Annotated in this window: 26 protein-coding genes, 1 tRNA gene and 1 pseudogene; 5 read left to right on the top strand and 23 right to left on the bottom strand. The window is 71.0% G+C overall.

Annotated elements, in window-relative coordinates; translation table 11 throughout:
• Positions 1-47 precede the first annotated feature (47 nt).
• The 7 genes from ACTVZO_RS22100 to ACTVZO_RS22070 all read right to left on the bottom strand — a co-directional run bounded on the left by ACTVZO_RS22100 (position 48) and on the right by ACTVZO_RS22070 (position 2,651).
• On the bottom strand, positions 48-806 hold the full coding sequence (locus ACTVZO_RS22100) for a hypothetical protein (protein WP_443300037.1): 759 nt from the start codon (positions 804-806) through the stop codon (positions 48-50).
• Between the two features lie 96 nt (positions 807-902).
• Positions 903-1,040, bottom strand: coding sequence for a hypothetical protein (locus ACTVZO_RS22095; RefSeq protein WP_443300036.1), 138 nt, complete (start codon positions 1,038-1,040; stop codon positions 903-905).
• A gap of 386 nt (positions 1,041-1,426) precedes the next feature.
• The gene (locus ACTVZO_RS22090) at positions 1,427-1,672 is read right to left on the bottom strand and encodes a hypothetical protein (protein WP_443300035.1); all 246 of its coding nucleotides are present in this window, start codon (positions 1,670-1,672) and stop codon (positions 1,427-1,429) included.
• A 35-nt stretch (positions 1,673-1,707) separates the two neighbouring features.
• Positions 1,708-1,992: a hypothetical protein gene (locus ACTVZO_RS22085; RefSeq protein WP_443300034.1), complete on the bottom strand. Its 285-nt coding sequence runs from the start codon at positions 1,990-1,992 to the stop codon at positions 1,708-1,710.
• Positions 1,989-2,234, bottom strand: a complete 246-nt coding sequence (locus ACTVZO_RS22080) for a hypothetical protein (RefSeq protein ID WP_443300033.1) — start codon at positions 2,232-2,234, stop codon at positions 1,989-1,991. Before ACTVZO_RS22080 ends, ACTVZO_RS22085 begins: the two co-directional genes overlap by 4 nt.
• Positions 2,231-2,446, bottom strand: a complete 216-nt coding sequence (locus ACTVZO_RS22075; protein WP_443300032.1) for a hypothetical protein — start codon at positions 2,444-2,446, stop codon at positions 2,231-2,233. Before ACTVZO_RS22075 ends, ACTVZO_RS22080 begins: the two co-directional genes overlap by 4 nt.
• The gene (locus ACTVZO_RS22070; protein ID WP_443300031.1) at positions 2,436-2,651 is read right to left on the bottom strand and encodes a hypothetical protein; all 216 of its coding nucleotides are present in this window, start codon (positions 2,649-2,651) and stop codon (positions 2,436-2,438) included. The genes ACTVZO_RS22075 and ACTVZO_RS22070 overlap by 11 nt, the downstream gene beginning before the upstream one ends.
• Before the next feature lie 135 nt (positions 2,652-2,786).
• On the opposite strand from ACTVZO_RS22070, the gene ACTVZO_RS22065 reads away from it, so the two are divergent.
• Positions 2,787-3,614 carry a helix-turn-helix domain-containing protein gene (locus tag ACTVZO_RS22065; protein ID WP_443300030.1) on the top strand — a complete coding sequence of 276 codons (828 nt, stop codon included), beginning with the start codon at positions 2,787-2,789 and terminating at the stop codon, positions 3,612-3,614.
• The gene (locus tag ACTVZO_RS22060) at positions 3,611-3,826 is read left to right on the top strand and encodes a DUF397 domain-containing protein (RefSeq protein WP_443300029.1); all 216 of its coding nucleotides are present in this window, start codon (positions 3,611-3,613) and stop codon (positions 3,824-3,826) included. The genes ACTVZO_RS22065 and ACTVZO_RS22060 overlap by 4 nt, the downstream gene beginning before the upstream one ends.
• A 108-nt stretch (positions 3,827-3,934) precedes the next feature.
• Here ACTVZO_RS22060 and ACTVZO_RS22055 read toward each other — a convergent pair whose 3' ends face one another.
• From ACTVZO_RS22055 to ACTVZO_RS22010, 10 genes and pseudogenes are all read right to left on the bottom strand, one after another.
• Entirely contained in the window at positions 3,935-5,596 is a 1,662-nt protein-coding gene (locus ACTVZO_RS22055; protein WP_443300028.1) for a long-chain fatty acid--CoA ligase, read from the bottom strand.
• A 109-nt stretch (positions 5,597-5,705) separates the two neighbouring features.
• Positions 5,706-6,413, bottom strand: a pseudogene (locus ACTVZO_RS22050) (AMP-binding protein); the annotation flags it as partial.
• 152 nt (positions 6,414-6,565) lie between these two features.
• Positions 6,566-7,099: a SigE family RNA polymerase sigma factor gene (locus tag ACTVZO_RS22045; RefSeq protein WP_443300027.1), complete on the bottom strand. Its 534-nt coding sequence runs from the start codon at positions 7,097-7,099 to the stop codon at positions 6,566-6,568.
• 135 nt (positions 7,100-7,234) lie between these two features.
• Complete coding sequence (locus ACTVZO_RS22040; protein ID WP_443300026.1) at positions 7,235-8,401, bottom strand: lipid-transfer protein; 1,167 nt, start codon at positions 8,399-8,401, stop codon at positions 7,235-7,237.
• Positions 8,398-8,781 (bottom strand): MaoC family dehydratase, encoded by a 384-nt coding sequence (locus ACTVZO_RS22035; protein WP_443300025.1) that lies wholly within the window; start codon positions 8,779-8,781, stop codon positions 8,398-8,400. Before ACTVZO_RS22035 ends, ACTVZO_RS22040 begins: the two co-directional genes overlap by 4 nt.
• Entirely contained in the window at positions 8,778-9,809 is a 1,032-nt protein-coding gene (locus tag ACTVZO_RS22030; protein WP_443300024.1) for an acyl-CoA dehydrogenase family protein, read from the bottom strand. Before ACTVZO_RS22030 ends, ACTVZO_RS22035 begins: the two co-directional genes overlap by 4 nt.
• Positions 9,809-10,756, bottom strand: a complete 948-nt coding sequence (locus tag ACTVZO_RS22025; protein ID WP_443300023.1) for a bifunctional MaoC family dehydratase N-terminal/OB-fold nucleic acid binding domain-containing protein — start codon at positions 10,754-10,756, stop codon at positions 9,809-9,811. Before ACTVZO_RS22025 ends, ACTVZO_RS22030 begins: the two co-directional genes overlap by 1 nt.
• The gene (locus tag ACTVZO_RS22020; protein WP_443300022.1) at positions 10,753-11,976 is read right to left on the bottom strand and encodes an acyl-CoA dehydrogenase family protein; all 1,224 of its coding nucleotides are present in this window, start codon (positions 11,974-11,976) and stop codon (positions 10,753-10,755) included. The genes ACTVZO_RS22025 and ACTVZO_RS22020 overlap by 4 nt, the downstream gene beginning before the upstream one ends.
• 188 nt (positions 11,977-12,164) lie before the next feature.
• Complete coding sequence (locus ACTVZO_RS22015; protein WP_443300021.1) at positions 12,165-12,476, bottom strand: hypothetical protein; 312 nt, start codon at positions 12,474-12,476, stop codon at positions 12,165-12,167.
• A gap of 626 nt (positions 12,477-13,102) precedes the next feature.
• On the bottom strand, positions 13,103-13,537 hold the full coding sequence (locus ACTVZO_RS22010) for a DUF6344 domain-containing protein (protein ID WP_443300020.1): 435 nt from the start codon (positions 13,535-13,537) through the stop codon (positions 13,103-13,105).
• Positions 13,538-13,968: 431 nt separating this feature from the next.
• Between ACTVZO_RS22010 and ACTVZO_RS22005 the strand changes: the two genes are divergently transcribed.
• Positions 13,969-14,841, top strand: a complete 873-nt coding sequence (locus ACTVZO_RS22005; protein WP_443300019.1) for a helix-turn-helix domain-containing protein — start codon at positions 13,969-13,971, stop codon at positions 14,839-14,841.
• 149 nt (positions 14,842-14,990) lie between these two features.
• Complete coding sequence (locus tag ACTVZO_RS22000) at positions 14,991-15,113, top strand: hypothetical protein (protein ID WP_443300018.1); 123 nt, start codon at positions 14,991-14,993, stop codon at positions 15,111-15,113.
• Between the two features lie 169 nt (positions 15,114-15,282).
• On the opposite strand, the gene ACTVZO_RS21995 is transcribed toward ACTVZO_RS22000, so the two are convergent.
• From ACTVZO_RS21995 to ACTVZO_RS21970, 6 genes are all read right to left on the bottom strand, one after another.
• A tRNA-Ser gene (locus ACTVZO_RS21995) sits at positions 15,283-15,367 on the bottom strand.
• A 49-nt stretch (positions 15,368-15,416) separates the two neighbouring features.
• On the bottom strand, positions 15,417-16,367 hold the full coding sequence (locus ACTVZO_RS21990; RefSeq protein ID WP_443300017.1) for a trypsin-like serine peptidase: 951 nt from the start codon (positions 16,365-16,367) through the stop codon (positions 15,417-15,419).
• A gap of 232 nt (positions 16,368-16,599) precedes the next feature.
• Positions 16,600-17,646, bottom strand: coding sequence for a YeiH family protein (locus ACTVZO_RS21985; RefSeq protein ID WP_443300016.1), 1,047 nt, complete (start codon positions 17,644-17,646; stop codon positions 16,600-16,602).
• Positions 17,646-18,194, bottom strand: a complete 549-nt coding sequence (locus tag ACTVZO_RS21980; protein ID WP_443300015.1) for a cysteine dioxygenase — start codon at positions 18,192-18,194, stop codon at positions 17,646-17,648. The genes ACTVZO_RS21985 and ACTVZO_RS21980 overlap by 1 nt, the downstream gene beginning before the upstream one ends.
• A 79-nt stretch (positions 18,195-18,273) precedes the next feature.
• The gene (locus ACTVZO_RS21975) at positions 18,274-19,179 is read right to left on the bottom strand and encodes a LysR substrate-binding domain-containing protein (protein ID WP_443300014.1); all 906 of its coding nucleotides are present in this window, start codon (positions 19,177-19,179) and stop codon (positions 18,274-18,276) included.
• Positions 19,180-19,275: 96 nt separating this feature from the next.
• Positions 19,276-20,916: a S1C family serine protease gene (locus ACTVZO_RS21970; RefSeq protein WP_443300013.1), complete on the bottom strand. Its 1,641-nt coding sequence runs from the start codon at positions 20,914-20,916 to the stop codon at positions 19,276-19,278.
• Between the two features lie 226 nt (positions 20,917-21,142).
• On the opposite strand from ACTVZO_RS21970, the gene ACTVZO_RS21965 reads away from it, so the two are divergent.
• Positions 21,143-21,943 (top strand): glycerophosphodiester phosphodiesterase, encoded by an 801-nt coding sequence (locus ACTVZO_RS21965; RefSeq protein WP_443300012.1) that lies wholly within the window; start codon positions 21,143-21,145, stop codon positions 21,941-21,943.
• The last annotated feature ends 61 nt before the right edge of the window (positions 21,944-22,004 follow it).

The following is a 22,004-nucleotide window of genomic DNA, read 5'->3' as shown; positions in this document are numbered from 1 at the left end:
GCCCCCGTACGGCCTGCTCCGGGCCGTACGGGGGCGCCTTCGTGCGTTCACCCGTTCCGGTCTGACAACTCCGCCACGCGAGCGTACAGAGCCTCTTTCAGCTCGCCCATCCGCAGCGGATCAGGCCGCGGGTGCACCCACTGGTTCCCCGGGTGCAGACCGATCGGAACGGGAGCGCTCCGGATGAACTCCGTGAACTCCCCATCGGACCACGGCGGCACCCACGCCCCCGACCGACACACGTACACCGCGTCGAACGCCACCCCGGGCACGGCCCCGTCGTCGATCGTCATGTCGACCTCGACGAGGGGCACCTCGCGGGGGCGCGCCAGACTCTCCCGCCACGGCGGGAAGTGGACGTGAAGCCGCGCGCCGGCCCACGCGTGCGCGAGCATCCAGTTCTCACACCGGATACCGTCCCCGCTCGTCCGCCAGTGATCGAATGACGCGTGATTCGTCTTGTACCCGGCATCGTGGTGCGCGTCGTACAGGTGAACCGACTCCCACGCCCCCGACCCGCCCACAGTGCTGGGCCACAGCTGCCCGGCCCACGCGTTGCTGTCCGCATAGATCAGTACGGCCCGGTCCGTGAACGTGAACCGGTCCCAGAAGCCGCGCCACCCTTGTACCTGGGGCAGCTCCACCCCGGCCCCAAGGAACGCTTTCGCGCGCGCCTCCCAGACCACTTCCGTGTGGTACTCGTCCTCAGCCACGGGCCACCCGTACAGCTCCGGGTGATCCCCGACCGGCCCCCCAGCGTCGGGGGTCGGAAAGAAGAAATCCCAGTCAACGGCGAGCATGTGCACAGCAGGTCACCTCTCCTCGGGGTACTGCCCAGCGTAGCCAGAAACGGGCGGCGCCCCGGGTCGAAACCCGGGGCGCCGCTTTACAGTTGGGCCGGATCAGTGGCCGGGCGAGCCGCTGCCGCCCTTCCCGTCGCCGTCCTCGATGTCCGTCTGGCTGGACCCGTGGCCGCCGTTGTCCTCGTCCTCGTCACCGCGAACGGTGGCCATGCGCTTGAGTGCTTCCTTGAGCGTCACTGTTGTGCCTCCTCAAGATCCCCGGTACGTGGTCTGTCCCCGCACCGTCGTGCACTTGCTGACCCACCCCGCCCGGCTCCCATTGCCGTGCATGCCGGACGGGGTGGGGGTTGGCACCGCCCCTGCCGGGATTCCGATACGTGGCGGGGGAGCCTCGATCTCGGATCCGTCCGGCAAGGACGGAGTCTTGGGGGGAGGGCCCCGCCCGAGGGAGAGGGAACGGGCGGGGCCACCGTGCGGGCGCCAGTTCCTACCTATTGGCGCCCCAGCTGCTTCGGCTGTGGTGGTGGGGAAGGGGGGACAGCCGAAGCGTTCCAACCCGCCCCCCTGCGTATCTCGCGGCCATAAGGGAAGTGGGGACCGGATAGCGAGCAGGGGGCGGAGCCTTAGACCCGCAGCGCGGCGAGGCGGGAGTCGTGGAAGATCAACACGTCTCGCTTACGCCAGGCGAGCAGGATGTTCCCGCCGCCCTTGTCCGGCGGCACCCCCCGGATGCGCCCCACGTGGAAGATGTCCCCGGCGTGCACGGGCTTCGCGCAGAGGATCACCGCCGGGATGACCCCCCGGAACGGGGCCGTCTCCTGGTGGCAGCGGCGGGCCCACTCGACCTGATCCGCCTTGAGCCAGGCCATGGACCCGCACACTCGCCCCGGGGGCCGAAGCTGCCTCACCGCTGCATCACCGCCGCCGCCCCCAGGAACAGCCCCACACCACCGAAGATCATGAAGACCATGAGCGGACCCGTGAACCGGGCCGCGAAGTCGTACGCCCGCCGCACCCGCCCTCGCCGCCGGCTCGCCTCCCGTACGGCACGCTTCACCAGCTCGGGCGCGGCTTCCTCGATGGCGGCCGACACCTCCGCGGCCTGGTACTCGGCGAGCATGTCGACCCATCCCGCTTCCAGCTCGGCGCGCTGGTCCGCCGTGAAGCGGAAGACCTCTTCAGGCTTCACCTGGGCACCCGGCTAGCTGCGTTGGCGTGCCGGACGCCGACGCTGACGCGCTCCTCATCGGTCGGCTTGACCAGGTCGCCCGGCTCGATGTCCCACTCGATCCCGCCTTTGACGGCCCGGACCTGGACCTTGCCCCACTCGCGGGCCAGGAGCTTGCCCAGCTGCCCCGTGGGCTTGATCTTGACCAGTTCACCGATGTACGGCACCCAACCGGCGCCGTCGCCTTCCTCAGGGGTGCTCACGCCGCCGCTCCCTCGCCGTCGGTCATCCGGTGGGGGTGCTGCCGGATGATGGTGTTGCAGTTGTCGACGCTCACCCCGTTGCCCAGCGGGCGGACCGCTTCGCGGTGTCGCCCGGCGGCCCCACAGATCAGGCACCCCGGCACCGGTACGGGCTCAAGCTCCAGCAGAACGGGGGTGTGCAGCACGGGGGCCGCGCTGGTCTCACTGCTCATCGCTCAACCGCCTTTCCAGCCCGGCCGTGAGGGCTCGCAGGATCTCGGGGGTTGCTCGTGTGGTCGTCCGGATCGGCGCGGCCTCAGCCGGCACCCAGTCGGGCATCGGGGAGTCGTCCAGGCCGAGCCGGTGAAAGTCCCTCCGGGCTATGGCGGCGTCCACGTCGCTCATGAGTCGCACGCGCTTCGGGAGCTTGTCCGCCATGGTCGTCACGCCCTTCCGGTCGCCCGAAGACTTGATGACTTTCTGTGCTACAAGCGTCGCCCTGCGCGCGTACTCTCAACAGGGGGGAAGTCTGGACAGGCGTAACTGTCCAAGGATTTTCGGGGAGTTGTTCGAATGAGCGTGGAGACAGAAGAGACCGACCCGACCGACCCGACCGCGTCCCCGCTGGTGCACTTCGGCCGCGAGGTCCGGTTAGAGCGCGAACGCCTGGGCATCTCGCGCAAGGAACTGGCGAAGGCGGCAACCTGCGGATACTCGCTCGTGGCCAAGATCGAAAGCGGCGACCGGATCCCGCCGAGGGAGTTCGCGGAAGCCTGTGACCGCCTGTTTCCTCACTCCAATGGACGGTTCGTTCGGCTGTGGCCGCTCGTGCTGCGGTACGCCTTCCCGCCCTGGTTCCGCCGGTACGTCGAGCTGGAAGAGAAAGCGGCCGTGGTGCGGATGTTCAACCCGCAGCTCCTACCCGGCCTGGTGCAGACGACGGACTACGCCCGCGCGGTGCTGCGCACTGGTCGGCCTTCCAACCTCGAAGACCTGGTCACCGCTCGGATAGAGCGACAGCGGATCTTGCAGCGTGAGCAGCCTGTGCGGCTTTGGCTGGTCGTGAATCAGGCCGTGCTGACCCACACGGTCGGCGGGCCGGACGTGATGCGCGCGCAGCTCGGGCATCTGCGCGGCCTGGCCGAGGACCCGACGCATCGCGTGCAGATCATCAAGGACAAGGGGCGGCACCACGGGTATCACAGCCCCTTCGGTGTGCTCTCGTTCCCCGAGGGCTCCGACGTCGTGCACGTGGACGGGTTCCCCCGGGGCTATCTCCTTGCTGAGCCAGACGACTTGGAAAAGGCGCGGGGCGCCTATGATCTGCTCACGGCCATGGCGTGCCCGCCGGATGAGTCGGCCGACCTGATCGACTCCACATTGAAGGATCTCTACTCATGAACGATGCCGACATTCCCGAGCAGGCTTGGCGTGCGTCGACGTACAGCGGCAACAACGGCGGCGAGTGCGTCGAGTGGGCCCCCGAGTACGTTGCGACTCACGGTGTCATCCCCGTGCGCGATAGCAAGGTGAAGGGCGGCGCGGTGCTGATGGTCACCCCGTCCGCATGGGCCGGCCTGGTCGGCCTGGCCGCCGCGCACGGCGTACGGTAGCCACGCCGTGAACGCGGAAGCGGACCGTACCCGGTGGGTGCGGTCCGCTTCTGTTTGGCTGGTCGTAGGGGGGCCGGCCCCTGACCTGAGCCGTTACGTCAGGCCCTCTCAGACCTGCTCGACCTCCAACGCCCCTTCCGCGAAGCGTGCCCGCAACGCCTTCTTGTCGAACTTGCCCACGCTCGTCTTGGGCACCTCCGGCACAATGGCCCACCGCTCCGGCAGCTGCCACCGTGCGATGCCGCTAGACGCGAGGTGCTCCCGCAGAGCGAGCCAGTCGGCCGCCGCACCGTCCCGGAGCACCACGGTGGCGAGCGGCCGTTCCCCCCACTTTTCATCAGGGACCGCGACGACGGCAGCCTCGACAACGTCAGGATGCGACATCAGGGCGTTCTCCAGCTCGACCGACGAAATCCACTCGCCGCCGGACTTGATCACGTCCTTGGCCCGGTCGGTCAGGGTCAGGTAGCCGTCGGCGCTGATCACGCCGACGTCGCCGGTCTTGAGCCAGCCGTCCGCGCTGAACTTGTCAGCCGGCCGGGTGGGCTCTCCATCCACCCCGCCGAAGTAGGCGCCCGCGATCCACGGTCCGCGCACCTCCAGCTCACCCGCTGACTCTCCGTCCCACGAAAGTTCGGCACCATCCGGGCCGATGAGACGTCCCTCGACACCCGCCGGGAAGCGGCCCTGCGTCAGCCGGTAGGCGAACTCCTCGTCGGAGCCGTGCGCCACCTTGGCCGGCGGCCTCGCCACCGTGCCCAGCGGCGACGTCTCCGTCATGCCCCAAGCGTGGAAGACCCGCATGCCGAGATCGTCGAACGCCTTCATCAGGGAGGGAGGGCAGGCCGAGCCGCCGATCGTGACCTGAGTCAGGGTGCTGACGTCGCGCGGCTTCGCGGTCAGCTCGGCTAGCAGGCCCTGCCAGATGGTAGGCACGGCCGCAGCGTGCGTCGGGCGCTCACGCTCGATCATTTCGGCGATCGGACCGGGCTGCAAGAAGCGGTCCGGCATCAACATGTTCACGCCGGTCATGAACGCCGCGTGCGGTAGCCCCCAGGAGTTGCAATGGAACTGGGGCACGATCACGAGCGAAAGATCCGCGTCCGTGAGCCCCATCGACTCGGTCATGTTGACCTGCATCGAGTGCAGGTAGATGGATCGATGCGAGTACGCGACGCCCTTGGGGTCCCCGGTGGTCCCCGACGTGTAGCAGAGCGAGGCGGCCCGCCGCTCGTCCAGCTCTGGCCAGTCATAGACGGTGGGGCGCCCGGCGATCAACTCCTCGTACTCGTGCACCTGGACGCCGGGAGCTGCGGAGAGCGCCGCGCGGGCCTCGTCCGCCGCTGCACCGGAGACGACCACGTGTTCAAGGCGTGGCAGGTTCGGAAGGAGCGGGAGCAGCAGCCCGACCAATGAGCCGTTGACCAAGATCACCTTGTCGCCAGCGTGGTGCGCGATGTAGCTCAGCTGATCTGTCGGAAGCCGAAGATTCAGCGTGTGGAGCACTGCACCCATGGACGGGACGGCAAAGTACGCCTCGACGTGCTCGCCGTTATTCCACATCAAGGTTCCCGTGACGTCGCCCTCGCGGACGCCCAATCCGCGGAGTGCGTGAGCCAGCTGTGCGGCGCGCGCCCCGATCTCGGCAAAGGTGCGTCGCTGGGGTTCCCCGCCCGTCCACGTGGTGACTGTCGACGATCCGTAGATGCGTTCGCCGTGCCGCAGGATCCGGCTAACGGTGAGCGGGGCGTCCTGCATGGTGCTAAACATGGAAGCCTCCGGCGAGCGCGACAGTGCGGCGGTTAGGACAGGCGGCGCGGTGCGTCCGTGGCCCGTTTGAGCAGGTCAAACGCCCTGACCGCCTCCCTCCCCCTTTGCGCGCACATACGTGGAACTGCGGGACCACGACGAGGGTGGTGTCCTTGTCGTTCAGGCCCATCGACTCGGCCATGTTGACCTGCATGGAGTGCAGGTAGATCGACCGGTGCGAGTAGACGACGCCCTTCGGGTCCCCCGTGGTGCCGGAGGTGTAACACATGGCCGCGGCCTGGCGTTCGTCCAGTTCGGGCCAGTCGTACGTGTCGGGGCGGCCCTCGAGCAGCTCCTCGTACTCGTGCACGCGTACGTCCAGGCCCGCGAGGGCGGAACGGTCTCCGACGCCCGCGACCACGACGTGCTCGATGGTCGGCAGGTGCGGCAGCAGCGGCACCAGCAGGGGCAGCAGGGTGCCGTTGACCAGCACGACCCGGTCGGCGGCGTGGTTGACGATGAAGACCAGCTGCTCGGGAGGGAGCCGCAGGTTGAGGGTGTGCAGGACCGCGCCCATGGACGGGATCGCGAAGTACGCCTCGACGTGTTCAGAGTTGTTCCACATGAGGGTTGCCACACGGTCGTCCTGCTGCACACCGAGTTCGTCGCGCAGGGCGTTCGCGAGGCGGGTGGCCCGGGTACCGATCTCGGCGAAGCTGCGGCGGTGCGGCTCGGCCTCCCCGGTCCAGGTCGTGACCTGGGACTTCCCGTGGATCGTCATCCCGTGCTGGAGTATGCGGGTGACGAGGAGTGGTACGTCCTGCATGGTGCTCAGCAAAGCGTCCTCCCGGTGAGCGCTGCGGCGCCGCGGCGGCTACGGATGCTGCCGATTCTGCGCACGTACCGGTCGGCATGTCACTACCCGGGAGTAGAAACCACGCTGTGTTTCACGTGAAACATCCCCTCGTTTCACGTGAAACATCGTCCGGCTCACCTGACCGGCGTAAGCTCCGGGTCCTCGCGGAGCTTGCCCAGGGCACGGGATACGGCGCTCTTGACCGTGCCGACCGAGACCCCCAGCAGCTCGGCGGTCTGCGCCTCGCTGAGGTCCTCGTAGTACCGCAGGACGACCATGGCCCGCTGCCGGTCGGGGAGCCGGGTCACCGCGCGCCACATCGCGTCGCGCAGGGCCTGCGCCTCGGCGGGGTCGGCGGCCGGGGCGTGCTCGGTCTCCGGGAGCTCGTCGCAGGCGAACTCGTCGACCTTGCGCTTGCGCCACTGGGAGGTCCGGGTGTTGACGAGGGCCCGCCGGACGTAGCCGTCGAGGGCGCGGTGGTCCTCGATGCGGTCCCAGGCCATGTACGTCTTCGCGAGGGCCGTCTGGAGCAGGTCCTCGGCATCGCACGGGTTGGCCGTGAGGGAGCGCGCGGTGCGCATCAGGACCGTGCCGCGGGTCCGGACGTACGCCGAGAACGACGGGTACGGCGTCGGCTGCGAGGCGAGCGTGCACACAGGCGTGGTCATGGCTCCACGCTAGGAGCGCCCGCCCGCCCTGGGATCGCCCGCAGGTGCCGAAGCGAGGTCCGCCTCAGGTTGTAGGAGTAGGGCAAACCCCACCCCCTGAAGGTGGAGGAGGCGGGGCCCCGCGGCGGGCCGGTCTCAGCCGTCGGCTCCGAGGATCAGCCCGGAGGTCGGCACGCCCGTACCGGCCGTGACGAGTACGTGCTCCGCCCCCGCGACCTGGTTGACGGAGCTGCCGCGCAGCTGGCGGACTGCCTCGGCGATCCCGTTCATGCCGTGCAGGTAGGCCTCCCCCAGCTGGCCGCCGTGGGTGTTGAGCGGCAGCGCGTCCGCGGCCACGAAATCGCCGGCCTCGCCCGGCCCGCAGAAGCCGAACTCCTCCAGCTGCATGAGCACGAACGGGGTGAAGTGGTCGTAGAGGATGCCGACGTCGATGTCCGAGGGCCGCAGCCCGCTGGTCCGCCACAGCTGGCGCGCGACCACGTCCATCTCGGGCAGCCCGGTGAGGTCGTCCCGGTAGAAGGAGGTCATGCCCTCCTGGCGGCGGCCGGCGCCCTGCGCGGCCGCGGTGATCACGGCGGGTGCCTGCCGCAGATCGCGTGCCCGCTCGGCCGTGGTCACGACCAGGGCCTGGCCGCCGTCGGTCTCCTGGCAGCAGTCGAGCAGCCGCAGCGGCTCCACGATCCAGCGCGAGGCGGCGTGGTCGGCGAGGGTGATGGGCTTGCCGTGGAAGTACGCGGCGGGGTTGTTCGCGGCGTGCCGCCGGTCGGTGACCGCGACGTGCCCGAAGGCCTCGGGTGTCAGGTTGTACGTGTGCAGGTAGCGCTGGGCCGTCATGGCCACCCACGAGGCGGGGGTCAGCAGCCCCCAGGGCAGCGACCAGCCGAGCGCGGCCCCCTCGGCCGAGGGCTCGCGCTGCTGCACGCCGGAGCCGAAGCGCCGGCCCGAGCGCTCGTTGAAGGCGCGGTAGCAGACCACGACCTCCGCGACCCCGGTGGCGACGGCGAGGGCGGCCTGTTGGACGGTGGCACAGGCCGCGCCGCCGCCGTAGTGGATCCGGGAGAAGAAGGAAAGGTCTCCGATGCCGGCCGCCTGGGCGACGGTGATCTCGGGGCTGGTGTCCATCGTGAAGGTGACCATGCCGTCGACGTCGGCGGGGGTGAGCCCGGCGTCGTCGAGCGCGGCGTGCACGGCCTCCACGGCGAGCTTGAGCTCGCTGCGGCCGGAGTCCTTGGAGAACTCGGTGGCGCCGATGCCGGCGATGGCGGCGCGGCCGCCGAGTTCGTCGCGCGTGCGCACGCTCATGCCGGTACCTCCGCGGTGACCGTTCCCGTCACGTGGTGGCCGATGCCGTTGGCGCCGACCACGCGGATCTCGACCGTGGACCCGGCCACGGCGGTGACCGTGCCGGTGAGGGTCATCGTGTCGCCCGGGTAGTTGGGGGCGCCCAGCCGGATCGCCACCTTGCGCAGCACGGCCTGCGGACCGAGGTGATCGGTGACGTACCGGCCGACCAGGCCGTTCGTCGTGAGGATGTTCATGAAGATGTCCGGTGAGCCCTTCTCGCGCGCCAGCGCCGCGTCGTGGTGCACGTCCTGGTAGTCCCGGGAGGCGATCGCACCCGCCACGATCAGCGTGCGGGTGACCGGGATCTCCAGCGGCGGCAGTGTGTCGCCGACCCTCATGCGCGTTCCCCTTCGGCTATCGAAGCTCCCAGCTCGGCCAGCAGTTCGCTGCCGCAGCCCAGATACGCGTCCAGCTGGCGCCCCCACAGGAAGTGCCGGTGCACCGGGTGGTCCAGGTCGGCGCCCATGCCGCCGTGCAGGTGCTGGCCCGCGTGAACGACGCGCTTGCCCGCCTCCGAGGCCCACCAGGCCGCGGTCAGCGCGTGTTCGCGCGCCGCAAGCCCCTCGTCGATCCGCCAGGCCGCCTCGTAGGCGGTGACCCGGATCGCCTCGGTGTCCATGTAGGCGTCGGCCGCGCGCAGCATGACCCCCTGGTTGGTGGAGAGCGGCCTGCCGAACTGCTCGCGGGTCGAGGTGTACTCCACTGCCCGGGCGAGCGAGCCCGCGCAGACGCCCGCCTGGAGTCCGGCGAAGGCGGTCCGGGCCGTGGCGAGGACCTCCTCGTAGGCCCTGGCGCCGCCGATCCGCTCCGCCTCGGCGCCGGTCAGGGCCAGCCGTCCCGCCGACCAGGGTGCGGTGGTCTCCACCGGGGAGGTCCGAACGCCCGGCGCGTCCGTCCGTACGAGCCACAGCCCCCGGTCGGCGTCCGGGACCAGCACGTGCGTGGCCTCGCGCAGCCAGGGCACGGCGGGGGCGGTCCCGGTGAGCCGGCCGTCCCGCGCGGTGATCCGGCCGCGGGCCGGGAAGGCCCCGGTGGCCACCGCCTCGCCGCTCTCCAGCGCGGGCAGCAGCCGGGCGCGCTGCTCGGGGCTGCCGTGCGCGGCCAGCGGGAGCATGCCGTACACGCAGGTGGCGGCGTACGGGACCTGTGCGGTGGTGCGGCCCTGTTCCTCCAGGAGCAGGACCAGCCCGAGCAGGCCGACGTCCTGGACGGCGGCGATCAGCCCGGAGGCCGTCAGGGCCTTCCACAGTTCGGCGTCGCTGCCGGTGCCCGCGGCGGCGAGGCGTTCGTGGGTGGCCAGGTCGTGGAAGATCCGGGCGGCGAGTCCGGCCGCGGCGGTCTGCTCCTCGGTGGGGTGGAAGTCCATCAGCCCGCACTCCCGCGGAAGACGGGGAGTTCGAGGTCGTCGTCGACGCGCAGGAACTCCAGTTGGACGGGCAGCCCGATCCGCACCTTGTCGTAGGGGACCCCTGTGATGTTGCTGACCATCCGGACCCCTTCGGCGAGTTCGACGAGCGCCACGGCGTACGGGGGGTCGAAGGCGGGGAACGGCGGATGGTGCATGACGACGTAGCTGAACACCGTGCCTTCGCCGGAGGCCTCGACGGTCTCCCAGGCGGGGGAGGCGCAGGCGTTGCAGCCGGGGAGCCAGGGGAACCGGAGGGTGGCGCAGTTGGTGCAGCGCTGGATCAGCAGCTTGTGCGCGCGGACCCCGGCCCAGAACCCCTCGTTGTCGCGGTTGATCACCGGACGGGGTCGCTGGGCCTTGGGCATGGGCTGCGGCGGCTGCTGCTCCCGCGGCCTGCCGGAAGGCGCGTACTTGAGGATCCGGAAGCGGTGGGTGCCGGCGAGCTCGCCGTCCGCGTGGACGTCCATGCGCGTGGTCACGAAGTGGCCCGTGCCCAGCTTGGTCGTCTTGCGCGGCGACACGGACTCGATGACGGCGTCGAACGTGATCGCGTCGCCGGGGCGCAGCGGGCGGAGGTACTCCTGCTCGCAGTCGGTGGCGACGACCGAGGAGAAGCCGGCGGATTCGAGGAGCACGAAGAGGTCGTCGTAGGCCGAGGAGCGGTCCGAGTGGCCGGACAGGCCGCCCATCGTCCAGGCCTGGAGCATGGTGGGCGGAGCGATGGCGTCCGGGCCGGTGTAAGCCGGGTTCGCATCGCCCATCGCCTCGCACCAGTGCCGGATCATCGCCTGGTTGACCACGTCCTTGCCCCGGCCCGCGGTGGCGGCGGGCCGCCCCTCGAAGGCCGTGAGGAGGGTGTGGAACCGGGCTGCCTCCTCGGCTGCGCCGGCAGCGTCCGCCGTCATCGCTTCCTTCCCTTCATGCCGAGCCGCATCATGGCGACGATCTCCCGCTGGACCTCGCTGACCCCGCCGCCGAAGGTGTTGATCTGGGCGGCGCGGTTCATCCGTTCCAGTTCGCCGCCCGCGAAGGCCCCGGGCCCCCGGACGAGGGCCTCCTCGCCGACCACCTCCTGGCACATCCGGTAGACCTCGACGGTGGATTCGGTGCCGAGGAACTTCACGCCGCTGGCGTCGCCGGGGGCCAGCGTGCCGCCGCCCACGTCCTGGACGAGGCGCCAGTTGAGCAGGCGTACGGCGGCCAGCCGGGCGTGCGCCTCGGCGAGCCGGGAGCGCACCCAGGGGAGGTCGGCGGGGCGTTCGCCGGTGACCGGGTCGGGGGTTCGGGCGTGGGCGAGGGCCGCCTCGTAGAAGTCCTCTGCCTGCATGCCGATGGCGGCGAGGGCCACGCGCTCATGGTTGAGCTGGTTGGTGATCAGGCCCCAGCCGCCGTGTTCGGGGCCGACGAGATGGCCGGCGGGCACGCGCACGGAGTCGTAGTACGTCGCGGTGGTGGTGAGTCCGCCGACTGTGTCGATGGGGGTCCAGGAGAAGCCCGGGGCGTCGGTGGGGACCAGGATGATCGAGATGCCCTTGTGCTTGGGGGCTTCGGGGTCGGTGCGGCAGGCGAGCCAGATCCAGTCCGCGTTCTGGGCGTTCGAAGTGAAGATCTTCTGCCCGTCGATGACCCAGTCGCCGCGTGTCCTGGCGCCGTCGGCCGTCCTGGCGCCGTCGTCCGTGGTGGCGCCGTCGTCCGTGGTGGCGCCGTCGCCGTCGCGGACGGCCCGGGTGCGCAGGGCGGCGAGGTCGGTGCCGGCCTCGGGTTCGGAGTAGCCGATGGCGAAGACGATCTCGCCCTTGAGGATCCGGGGCAGGAAGAAGTCCTTCTGCTGCTGGGTCCCGTACTTCATCAGGGTCGGACCGACCGTGTTGAGCGTGACCATGGAGACGGGGGCGCCCGCCCGGTAGGCCTCGTCGAAGAAGACGAACTGCTCGTCCGGTCCGCGCCCTTGGCCGCCGTACTCGACGGGCCAGCCGAGGCCGAGCAGTCCGTCGGCGCCGATGCGGCGCAGCAGTTCGCGCTGGCGGGCCGGGTCTTCGGGGACCCCGTCCGGCAGCAGATCCTGGAAGTACTCCCGCAGTTCGGCGCGCAGCCGCAACTGGCCTTCGGTCGGGGCGAGGTGCACGGCGCTGGCCTCCCGGCATCACATCATCGAGTGAACCTGACTGTCCGTCAGATTCACCTGTGGTGTCAAGGTCGGAGAGGGGCCAGGGCGGGCACGCGAGAGGGCGCCCGCGCTACCGGACCCCAGCCGGTCCGGTCGCACAGGCGCCCTCATCAGTACGAGATCAGTACATGCGGCTCAGGCCGCGGCTACCACCAGGGGTAGAAGTCGACGGCGACGTTCGAGTTGGACTGGTTGATCGCCGTGAAGGCCGAGCCGTTGACCTGCGCGGTGTTGTTCTGGTTGGAGGCGCCGGAACCGGTCGCCACCTGCTGCGACGTGGACGAGTTGCCGTTGTTGTCGCCGCCCACGCCGCTGCCGATGATGCTGGCGACGCTCGCATTCGATCCGTCGTTCGCGAAGGAGCCGTTGTCGGCCGAGGCCACCCCGCCGAACAGGGCGACGGCGAGGGGGAGCGCGGCGACGGCGGCGATGACGCGGGCGGTGCGGATGCTTGCCATGTCTGAATCCTCCAGATAACCGAAGTGGGCTTCACTCCAAGGCAGTTGGCCGACCGCCTCGGTCGTTCTGCGTGCTGACGACGTCGCGAGATCAGAATTGCCCACCGAATCCCCGGCGAACCACCCCGGAGTCTGCGATTCCCCCGCAAGTATGACCAACATCGGATAAACCCCATTCGCGCCCCCTGCGCCCCAGGTCAGCGCCCCGGAACCCGCTGAAACCCCTGCCCCACAAGGGATGAAGCGTTCCATCAAACGCCCTGTCCCGAACATGCCGAAAAGGGCCGCACCGTCCGGGAACCCCACCGTCTCCCGGGCCTGCGGCCCTGCAATGCCAAGCTTTGCGCCCCCTGCACGCCCCCGGCGCCCGCCGGGGCATTCCTTCCGTGCCCCGCTCCGGGGCACCCACACGGCGCGATCCTCGGTCACATGTGACCGGGCTCCAGCGCCGCTTCCCACTGCTCTGCCCGGAGGTGGCGCGTACGCCTGCGCATCCGGATCCTGCGACTCCTGCTGCTACTGCCACTGCCACTGCCACTGCCACTGCTGCGGTAAGGCTGTGAGTACGAGTTACGAGTACGACTCCGCGTACGGATGCCGGCCTTCGGCCCCTGCTGCGCCTGCGCCTACGCGGCGAGCGCGAGCACTTCCCGGGCGGCTCCGGCAGCGGCTCCGGCCGGGGCAGCGGCCTGGGTACCAACCGGGGCGCCGATCGGGGTACCGACTTGGGTCAGCGACCGAGCGGCCGTGCCCGGTCCGGCACCCATGGCCTCGGCGGCGGTCGAACGCCGGACGGACGGGGACTTGCCGTGGGCCTCCGCGCGGATCCGCTGCTTGATGGTCGGCGGCAGCGATCCGCCCCGCATCATCGCCCGCCAGGTCCGCCGGGCGGCGAAGGCCGGGCGACGCACCGCGGCGACAGCGGCGGCCGGGGCGGCGGGGGCCGGCGCCGACGCGACGGCCGCAGCGGCCTTCCCGCCGAAACCGAGGAAGGTGAGGAGGGCCACGAGGGCGGCCAGGACCGAGGTCCAGACCGAGGAGAGAGTGCTGCGCTGAGCCATGACAGGGGCCTCGTTTCGAGATGTTCCGACGGGCGGATCTGAATACATTCGTCATGATGTGCCCGCAACCGCACCACCCCCATGACCCGCGCCGATCTTCCGACAAACACCACTCGGAAGGCCCAGTCAGCGGGGTCGTCTCCGGTGGCGACGAAGCGCCTCCGAGACTCCGGTACCCCTTCTGACCTGCACCTTCATCCCACGTCAGGGCTCTGATTCCCAGCGGCACGCACACGGCGCCACGGCAAGTCGCGATGCGCGTCGCGCGTCGTTACCCCAGCGGGGAAGCCCGCGTGACCGGGCGGGGACGTGCCACCGCGGTAGGCGCGATGTGGACACCTGCCGGCCCGCACCACGACGCTCCGGTGCGTTCTCGGACCACAATTGCCCCCTGAGCCGTGGGCGCTCGTCGCTGCGGGAGGGAGAGCGATATGCCGGTGGTCGGTAGCGCGGGCATGACCGGTCTGGGGGTCGAGATGACCCGGGTGGGCAACCGGTGGCGGGTGACCCGGCCGTGGCCTCCCCAGTTGCGCCCCTTCCTGCACAGCTATGCCGGCTACTGGGAGGCGGCGGCCTCGCCCTACCGGGTGCGGCTCGTCCCCACGGGCCGAGCCGTCGTGGTGATCAACCTGGGCGCGCCGTTCGCCCAGGTCCGGCGGCTCGGCGACGCGAACCCGAACAGCCAGGTGACCGGCTCGCTGGTGGTGGGGCTGGAGGACGGGCCGCGGGTGTGCGACCACCCCGGCGGCCAGGAGGCCATCCGGCTCGAGCTGACCCCGCTCGGGGCGTTCCGACTGTTCGCCGTGCCGATGAGCGACCTGACGAACAGGGCGGTCGAGCTCCACGACGTACTCGGTCCGCAGGCCGGACTGCTGGTGGAGCACCTGGCCGCCACCAGCGACTGGGGAGCCCGCTTCGATCTGCTGGACTTCGCGCTGTCGGCCCGCCTCGAGCGCGGCCCGGAGCCCGCACCGGAGGTCCGCCACGCGTGGCGCCTGCTCTCCCGCGCGGGCGGGGCGATCCCGGTCGGCCGGATCGCGGCCGAAGTGGGCTGGAGCCAGGGCTACCTGATCCGCCGCTTCACCGAGCAGGTCGGCCTGACGCCCAAGGCCTCCGCGCGCGTGCTGCGCTTCCACCGGGCCATGCGGCTGCTCACCCGCGAGGGGGCCAACCTCACCGACGTGACGGCTGCCTGCGGCTTCTACGACCAGGCGCACCTCAACCGCGAGTTCCGCGCCCTGGCCGGGACCACCCCCGGCCGGATGGCCGCCGCCCGCCTGGCGGAGGGAGCCCTCCCACAGTGAGGGGCGAGGGAGTCCGGTGGCCCGGTGGCCAGGTCAAATTTGTCCAAGCCAGGCCGCTCTGGCGTCGCTAGTGTCCCCTGTCGTGGTGATCAGGCGCCCACACGCGTGGAACGCGTCGTGGTGAACCTGGCTCAGAGGGGGAGTATTCGATGGAAGACCTGCTGCGCATCCTCGTGTCCGGCGCGATCACGGGGGGCCTGATCGGTTTGGCGGGAGCCCTCGGCGCCCGCAGGCGCCGGCGCCGGGAGGGCGGCAACACCAGCGGCCGCTGACGTGCACTGACGCCGCCCGCCTCCTGGGCGGACCGGCCGCCGCTTGACCCCAGTGCACTGGTCAGCGCCGGGAAGTCGGGGGATCCCGGCGCTGACCAGTCGAAAGTCAGAGGGCGGGCCCCCGCATCGGGGACCCGCCCTCTGACCGGTCAGTTCCCTGACCCGCAAGCGGTGGGTGTGGGATTTGAACCCACGGTGACTCGCGCCACGACGGTTTTCAAGACCGTTCCCTTAGGCCGCTCGGGCAACCCACCTGGCCGGTACAGAGTACCGGCCAGGTGGGGATGGCGGGGCCGATGAGGGTCAGGCCGTCTGGGCCTTGTCGTAGGCCGCCTTCGCCTCGTTGCCGAAGTACGGGCCGTACATGCGGTTCGGCAGGAAGGTGTAGCCGAAGCTGTTCACCGAGACCTGGGTGCCGAGGCCGGTGGTCTCGTTGAAGTCCTGGAACCAGGGGCCGCCGCTGGAGCCGCCCGTCATGTTGCAGGCCAGGCTGTGGTCCTTGGTGAGCAGGAAGTCCTTGCCGCTGTTGCCGCTGCAGTAGACGAGCTTGGTGCCGTCGTACGGGGCCGCCGCGGGGAAGCCGAAGGAGTACATCCTCTTGTTGTAGCCACCGTTGAAGAGGATGCCCTGGGCTCCGACGGCCTGGCTCAGGGTCTGGCCGTTCAGCGGGGCGACGACGGCGAGGCCGACGTCCATGTTCATGTCCTCGCTGGCGGCCCACTGGTCGGTCGCGAAGGTCTTGGTGGCCGACCACTGGCCGTAGGGGGCGCTGCCGTTGCTGTAGGCGGGGACGAAGACCCAGTTGGTGTGCCAGGCTCCCTGGTACTTCACGCAGTGGCCGGCCGTCATGACCGTGCTGCCGTTGGCGCTGGTGACCGAGTCTCCGGAGCAGGAGGCGGTCCGGCCCCCCATGGTGAAGAAGACCCGGCCCGAGGTCTTCACCACCGCTCCGCCGCCCGTCCAGGCCCCGCCCGCCTGCGGGAAGGCGGTGGGCGACGCGGAGGCGGCCGTCGGGGCGATGCGGGTGGGGGCTGCCGAGGCGGCGACCGGCGTGCGGGCCGTGCCGGGGGCCGCCGTGATGTCGAGCGGGGTCGCTGCCCGCATCCGCTCGGCGGTCCAGAAGCCCTGGGTGTGCTGCTGCCGGAAGGACGCGGACGTGTCCGCCGCGGCCGACGGGGAGGCCGCGGTCAGGACCCCCGCGATCAGGGCGCCTGCCGATAAGAGGACGGATGCGGCGATGCGATGACGATTCACGCATGACTCCTTCTGCCGTGCCCGGTCCGTGCCTGTCGGTCGGACCAGGGCAGGGTGGGGGTGAAGAACGGTCGGTGCGGATCGGTCGTGCGGTGTGTGCGGGCCGTGCCGGGCGGTGCGGGCTGTGCGCTTGCCGGGCAGAGTGGCACGGCCGCGCGGCATTGTCAGCGGGCAGTCAGAACGTTCGGTCGGTTCCGGCCACGAAATGGCCAACTCCCTTCCCTCTCCGCTGTCATGCGGTGAGCAGCACGCCCGCGTACGAGACCCCCGCCACGACCACCCAGGCCCCGAGCCCGAGCACCGCGGCCCGCCCGCCGGTCCGGGCCAGGGTCGGCAGGTGCACGGCGCTGCCCAGGCCGAACAGGGCCGCGGCGAGCAGGACCTCCTGCGCGGTGTGGGCCCATTCCAGGGCCAGGTCGGGCAGGGCGCCCGTGGCGCGCAGGGCCGCGGCGGCCAGGAATCCGGCGACGAACAGCGGCACGGGGGCGGGGCGGCGGCCCGAGGCCGTACGCACCCCGCGCCGCCTGGCCCGTACGGAGAAGGCGACGGCCGCGACCAGCGGGGCGAGCAGCGCCACCCGAATCAGTTTGACGAGCACCGCTTCGCCCAGCGCCGCCGGGCCCGCGGTCTGCGCGGTGGCCACCACCTGGCCGACGTCGTGCACCCCGGCGCCGACCCATCGCCCGAACGCGGGATCGGAGAGCCCCAGGGGCCCCTGCAGGAGGGGGAGCACCGCGATGGCCAGCGTCCCGCACAGGGTCACGAGGGCCACCGAGGCGGCCACGTCCTCCTCGTCGCTCCCCGACACCTCGCTCACCGCGCCGATCGCCGAGGCCCCGCAGATCGAGTACCCGGTGGCGATCAGCAGCGGCTGGTCTCCCGGCAGTCCGAGGCGCCGGCCCAGCCAGAGCGTGCCGAGGAACGTGGCCGCGACCACCGCGACCACCATGGCCACGGTGGCCCAGCCCAGCCGCAGGACCTGGTCCAGCCCCAGGCCGAGGCCCAGCAGGACGATGCCGATCCGCATCAGCCGCCGGCCGGCCAGGGAGAGGCCGGGGCGGGCGGTTCCTCGTACGTATCCCCGCAGGCCGGGAAGGTGTGCCACGGCGATGCCCAGCACCACCGACGCGGTCAGCATGGGGACGGCGGGTACCGCCCGGTGGATGCACCAGGCCGCCAGGGCTCCGCCCGCGGCCGCCGCCAACCCCGGCCAGACGGTGGATGTTTCACGTGAAACATGCCCGACCGCCACGCCCTGGGGGCGGTGGAGAAGCGCCATCAGTCGACGGGGAGCGTGTAGACCCGACGGATGCTGGTGCCCAGCCTGGAGACGTCGGCGCCGTACACGTGCACGGATATCGCCTTCGCACCACAGGAGTTGCGCACCCGGTGGATGTCCCCGGGCGGGGCGAACCCGCAGACCTCTCCCCGCCCGTTGACCACGTCCTCGGTGGCCACCAGCCGGGCCGAGTCCGGTCCGGGCGAGAGCCGGTAGCGGCGTTCGCTCTCCTCGCCCTGGTGCACCCCGGCCACGCACCACGACACGTGATCGTGGATGCACGTCTCCTGCCCGGGCAGCCACACCAGCGCCACCACCGAGAAGCCGCCGTCGGACTCGGCGTGCAGGACGTGCTGCCGGTACCGCTCCGGGTCGCCCTCCTGCTGCGCCGGGGTCAGCAGGTCGGGCGCGCCCAGATGCGGGGCGAGGCGTTCGCCCACCAGGTACGCGGTGAGGTCCGGGGCCAGTCCCCGGTCCACGACCCTGCGGATCTCACTGACGAGGGCGGCCATCCTCATGGTCGTACGGGCCGGTGTGGTGGTGGTCATAACGGCAGCGTCCTGCCGTCGTTCGATCACGTCCAACGACAGTTGTGACCCGAAATCCCAAGCTCTGCTTATGGGTTGGTCAGCAGCCGACCCGGTTCGCGGCCGCGCTCTTCAGCGCGTCGAGCACCACCGCCGTCGCCGGGACGCGCAGGTGGTCGCGGTAGACGTAGGCGGCGATGTGGCGGCGGGCGGCGGGCTGGAGAGCACGTCCGCACACCCGGTTCAGCGAGAGGGAGGGCAGCACCAGCGCGGGCATCATGGCCACGCCCAGCCCCTGCCCGACCAGGCTCTGCACCACCAGGTTGTCGTCGGTGGCGAAGCGGATGTCGGGCACGAAGCCCAGCTCCGCGCATTCGTGCAGGAGGTTGGCCCGGCAGCGCGGGCAGCCCGCGATCCACTGCTCCTCCGCGAGATCGGCCAGGTGGACGGCCCGGCGGCGGGCCAGCGGGTGCCCGGTCGGGAGCAGCACGGTCAGCTGGTCCTCCAGCAGCCTGACCTCGGCGACCTCCTCCGGGACCTCCTCGTGCAGCCCGGGATAGGTGAAGGCCAGGGTGATGTCGCACTCCCCGCGCTCCAGCCGGCGCAGCGACTCGGGCGGTTCCCCCTCCAGCAGCTCCACCTGGATGCCCGGATGCTCCTTGGCCAGGCCGCTCAGCGCCTCGGGGACGAGGGTGACGTTGGCGCTGGGGAAGCCGCAGAGCCGTACGCGCCCTGTGCGCAGGCGTGCGTACGCCTTGAGTTGGGCCTCGGCGGCGGAGAGGCTGCCGAGGATGACCTCGGCGTGCCGCGACAGGGACTCCCCGGCCTCGGTGAGCTGCATCTTCCTGCCCACGCGGGTGAACAGCGGGGTTCCGACGGCCCGTTCGAGCGCCTTCATCTGCTGGGTGATGGCGGGCTGGGTGTACCCCAGCACGCGGGCGGCCGCCGAGTAGGAGCCTGAAGCGACCACGGTGTGGAACGTCCGTATGTGCCGGGAATCGAACACCCGTGAAGCATAAGCAGACATTGGGAGGGGCCGTAGGCGGAATTCCGCCCACGGCCCCTCCCATCAAGCCACCGGCGCGCCGGGCGGCGCGCCCCGCTACTTGTCCCCGACCCGCGAGCCGAGGGTGATGTCGACCGTCGTCGGCTTGCCTCCGCGCAGGTACGTCAGCTTCACCGTGTCGCCGGGCTTGTACGTCCAGATCATGCTGATGAGGGTCGGGCCGCTGTCGACCGGCTTGCCGCCGAACTCGGTGATGATGTCGCCGGGCTTGAGGCCCGCCTTGCCCGCCGGGCCGTTCGGGTCGACCAGGTCGTTGGCGGGGGCGCCCTGCTCGGAGATCTTGGCGCCCTCGGACTTGGCCTGGAGGTCGACGGAGACCGAGATCACCGGGTAGACCGGCTTGCCCGTCTTGATCAGCGATTCCGCGACGTTCTTCGCCTGGTTGATCGGGATGGCGAAGCCGAGGCCGATCGAACCGGCCTGACCGCCGCCGAAACCGCCGTTGCCCGCCGACTGGATCGCCGAGTTGATGCCGATCACGGCACCCCGCCCGTCGAGGAGCGGGCCGCCGGAGTTGCCCGGGTTGATGGAGGCGTCGGTCTGGAGCGCGCTCATGTACGAGTTCTTGCCGCCGGAGCCGTCGCCGGAGGCGACCGGGCGGTTCTTGGCGCTCACGATGCCGGTGGTGACCGTGTTGGACAGGCCGAAGGGGGCGCCGATCGCGATCGTCGCGTCGCCGACCGCGACCTTCTCGGAATCGCCGAGCGGCAGCGGCTTGAGGCCGGCCGGCGGGGTCTTCAGCTTGAGGACGGCGACGTCGTAGCCCTGGGCCCGGCCCACGACCTCCGCGTCGTACCTCTTGCCGTCGGAGAAGGTGGCGGTGAGCTTGCCGCCGTTCGCAGCGGAGGCCACGACGTGGTTGTTGGTGAGGATGTGGCCCTGCTGGTCGTAGACGAACCCGGTGCCGGTGCCGCCGTCGCCGTCGCCGGCCGAGGCCTCGATGGTGACCACGCTCGGCAGCGCGCCCGCGGCGAGGCCCGCGATGGAGCCCGCTTCCCGCTTGAGGTCCTTCGGGGTGTTGCCGGCGCTGATCGTGGTCGAGCCGGTGCCGTCCTTGCTCCGGTCGGCGGCCCAGTAGCCGACTCCGCCACCGATGCCGCCGGCCAGCAGCGCCGCCACCAGCACGCCGGCGATCAGGCCGCCCTTGCCCTTCGGTTTGGCCGGCGGGGTGCCGTCCGCGGCGAGGGGGGCGCCCCAGGGGCCGCCGCCCTGGCCGCCGCCCGCACCGTACGCGGGCACCGTGGGCGGCGGGGGCGGCCAGCCCTCGGCTCCGTGCGCGGCCGGAACAGGGGCCGTCGCGGGCTGGCCGTAGGGCGCGGGCTGCTCGTAGGGCGCCGGCTGCCCGTAAGGGGCGGGCTGCTCGTACGGGGTGGGCTGCTCGTACGGGGCGGGAGCCTGGGCCGGAGCCGGCGCCGCGGCGGGAGCCACGGGCTGGGCCGGCGCCGGGGGCTCCGGCACAGGCGGAATCTGCTGGGTCGGCTCGGTGCCCGGGGCCGCCGTGTGCGGCAGCTGCTGGGTCGCCGGCTCGGCGGCCGGTGCCGGTTCCTGTGCCTGTGCCTGTGCCTGTGCCTGTGCCTGTGCCTGTCCGGCCGCCTGCGTCTCGGAGGCCGGAGCAGGGGGTACGGACGGGGCCGCGGGGGGTTTAGGGGCCGCGGTGCCCTCGTTCTCGGTGCTCACAGCGCTCTCTCCTCGTCACACACGGCTTCGGAATTCTCTGTCGTATCGGGCCGACTGAACGTTCGACGTGCCGTACAAGTTCCTGGGCAAAGCCTTTCCCATGGCCCGTCAGAGCACTGTAAGCCGGACCTGTGCATCTCCCGCCATTCTTTATATCCGGCATTCCGGACGCATCCGCAGGACCGCTCCCCGGCACCGATGGGCCAGTCGGTGGCACCATGACCCAGTGACCCACGCATCGCCGCGCCCCATCCAGGTCGTCGCCCACCGCGGCGCCTCGGAGGACGCCCCCGAGCACACCCTGGCCGCCTACCGCAGAGCCATCGAGGACGGCGCCGACGCCCTGGAATGCGACATCCGGCTGACCGCCGACGGCCATCTGGTCCTGGTCCACGACCGCCGGGTGAACCGCACCTCGAACGGCCGCGGCGCCGTCTCCGCCCTGGAGCTGGCCGATCTCGCCGCCCTCGACTTCGGCTCCTGGAAGGACCGCGAGGAGTCCCCCGACTGGGACGCGGACCCCGAGCGCACCTCCGTCCTCACCCTGGAACGCCTGCTGGAGCTGGTCTCGGACGCCGGACGGCCGGTACCCCTCGCGATCGAGACCAAACACCCGACCCGCTGGGCCGGACAGGTGGAGGAGCGCCTGCTCTTCCTGCTCAAGCGGTTCGGCCTGGACGCCCCCGCCGCCGAGGGGCCGCACCCCGTGCGCGTGATGAGCTTCTCCGCCCGCTCGCTGCACCGGGTGCGGGCCGCCGCCCCGACGATCCCCACCGTGTACCTGATGCAGTTCATCTCGCCCCGGATGCGCGACGGCCGGCTGCCCGCCGGCGTGACGATCGCCGGCCCCGGGATGCGCATCGTGCGCAGCCACCCCGGCTTCATCCGCAAGCTCCAGAACGCGGGCCATTCCGTCCATGTATGGACAGTGAACGACCCCCAAGACGTTCAGCTCTGCGCTGATTTGGGTGTAGAAGCGATCATCACGAACAGACCGCGTCAAGTTCTGTCCCAACTGGGGCGCTGACGTCCCGTTTTGCCCACCAACCCCTCCCACCCCGTTGGTAACAGGGTGTGCTCCGGCGCAT

It is taken from the genome of Streptomyces sp. IBSNAI002 (genome assembly GCF_052244475.1).
Taxonomy (GTDB): Bacteria; Actinomycetota; Actinomycetes; order Streptomycetales; family Streptomycetaceae; genus Streptomyces.
This window is presented reverse-complemented; position numbering and strand designations above follow the sequence as displayed.

Bases quoted from the DNA above. Each gene is read 5' to 3' on its own strand.
- ACTVZO_RS22040 (WP_443300026.1), bottom strand. From the start codon at position 8,401: ATGAGCGTGCGCACGCGCGACGAACTCGGCGGCCGCGCCGCCATCGCC.
- ACTVZO_RS22060 (WP_443300029.1), top strand. From the start codon at position 3,611: ATGAACGATGCCGACATTCCCGAGCAGGCTTGGCGTGCGTCGACGTAC.
- ACTVZO_RS22075 (WP_443300032.1), bottom strand. From the start codon at position 2,446: ATGAGCAGTGAGACCAGCGCGGCCCCCGTGCTGCACACCCCCGTTCTG.
- ACTVZO_RS22025 (WP_443300023.1), bottom strand. From the start codon at position 10,756: ATGACGGCGGACGCTGCCGGCGCAGCCGAGGAGGCAGCCCGGTTCCAC.
- ACTVZO_RS22010 (WP_443300020.1), bottom strand. From the start codon at position 13,537: ATGGCTCAGCGCAGCACTCTCTCCTCGGTCTGGACCTCGGTCCTGGCC.
- ACTVZO_RS22065 (WP_443300030.1), top strand. From the start codon at position 2,787: ATGAGCGTGGAGACAGAAGAGACCGACCCGACCGACCCGACCGCGTCC.
- ACTVZO_RS22030 (WP_443300024.1), bottom strand. From the start codon at position 9,809: ATGGACTTCCACCCCACCGAGGAGCAGACCGCCGCGGCCGGACTCGCC.
- ACTVZO_RS22055 (WP_443300028.1), bottom strand. From the start codon at position 5,596: ATGTTTAGCACCATGCAGGACGCCCCGCTCACCGTTAGCCGGATCCTG.
- ACTVZO_RS22000 (WP_443300018.1), top strand. From the start codon at position 14,991: ATGGAAGACCTGCTGCGCATCCTCGTGTCCGGCGCGATCACGGGGGGC.
- ACTVZO_RS21985 (WP_443300016.1), bottom strand. From the start codon at position 17,646: ATGGCGCTTCTCCACCGCCCCCAGGGCGTGGCGGTCGGGCATGTTTCA.
- ACTVZO_RS22015 (WP_443300021.1), bottom strand. From the start codon at position 12,476: ATGGCAAGCATCCGCACCGCCCGCGTCATCGCCGCCGTCGCCGCGCTC.
- ACTVZO_RS22045 (WP_443300027.1), bottom strand. From the start codon at position 7,099: ATGACCACGCCTGTGTGCACGCTCGCCTCGCAGCCGACGCCGTACCCG.
- ACTVZO_RS22090 (WP_443300035.1), bottom strand. From the start codon at position 1,672: ATGGCCTGGCTCAAGGCGGATCAGGTCGAGTGGGCCCGCCGCTGCCAC.
- ACTVZO_RS22035 (WP_443300025.1), bottom strand. From the start codon at position 8,781: ATGAGGGTCGGCGACACACTGCCGCCGCTGGAGATCCCGGTCACCCGC.
- ACTVZO_RS22005 (WP_443300019.1), top strand. From the start codon at position 13,969: ATGCCGGTGGTCGGTAGCGCGGGCATGACCGGTCTGGGGGTCGAGATG.
- ACTVZO_RS22070 (WP_443300031.1), bottom strand. From the start codon at position 2,651: ATGGCGGACAAGCTCCCGAAGCGCGTGCGACTCATGAGCGACGTGGAC.
- ACTVZO_RS21980 (WP_443300015.1), bottom strand. From the start codon at position 18,194: ATGACCACCACCACACCGGCCCGTACGACCATGAGGATGGCCGCCCTC.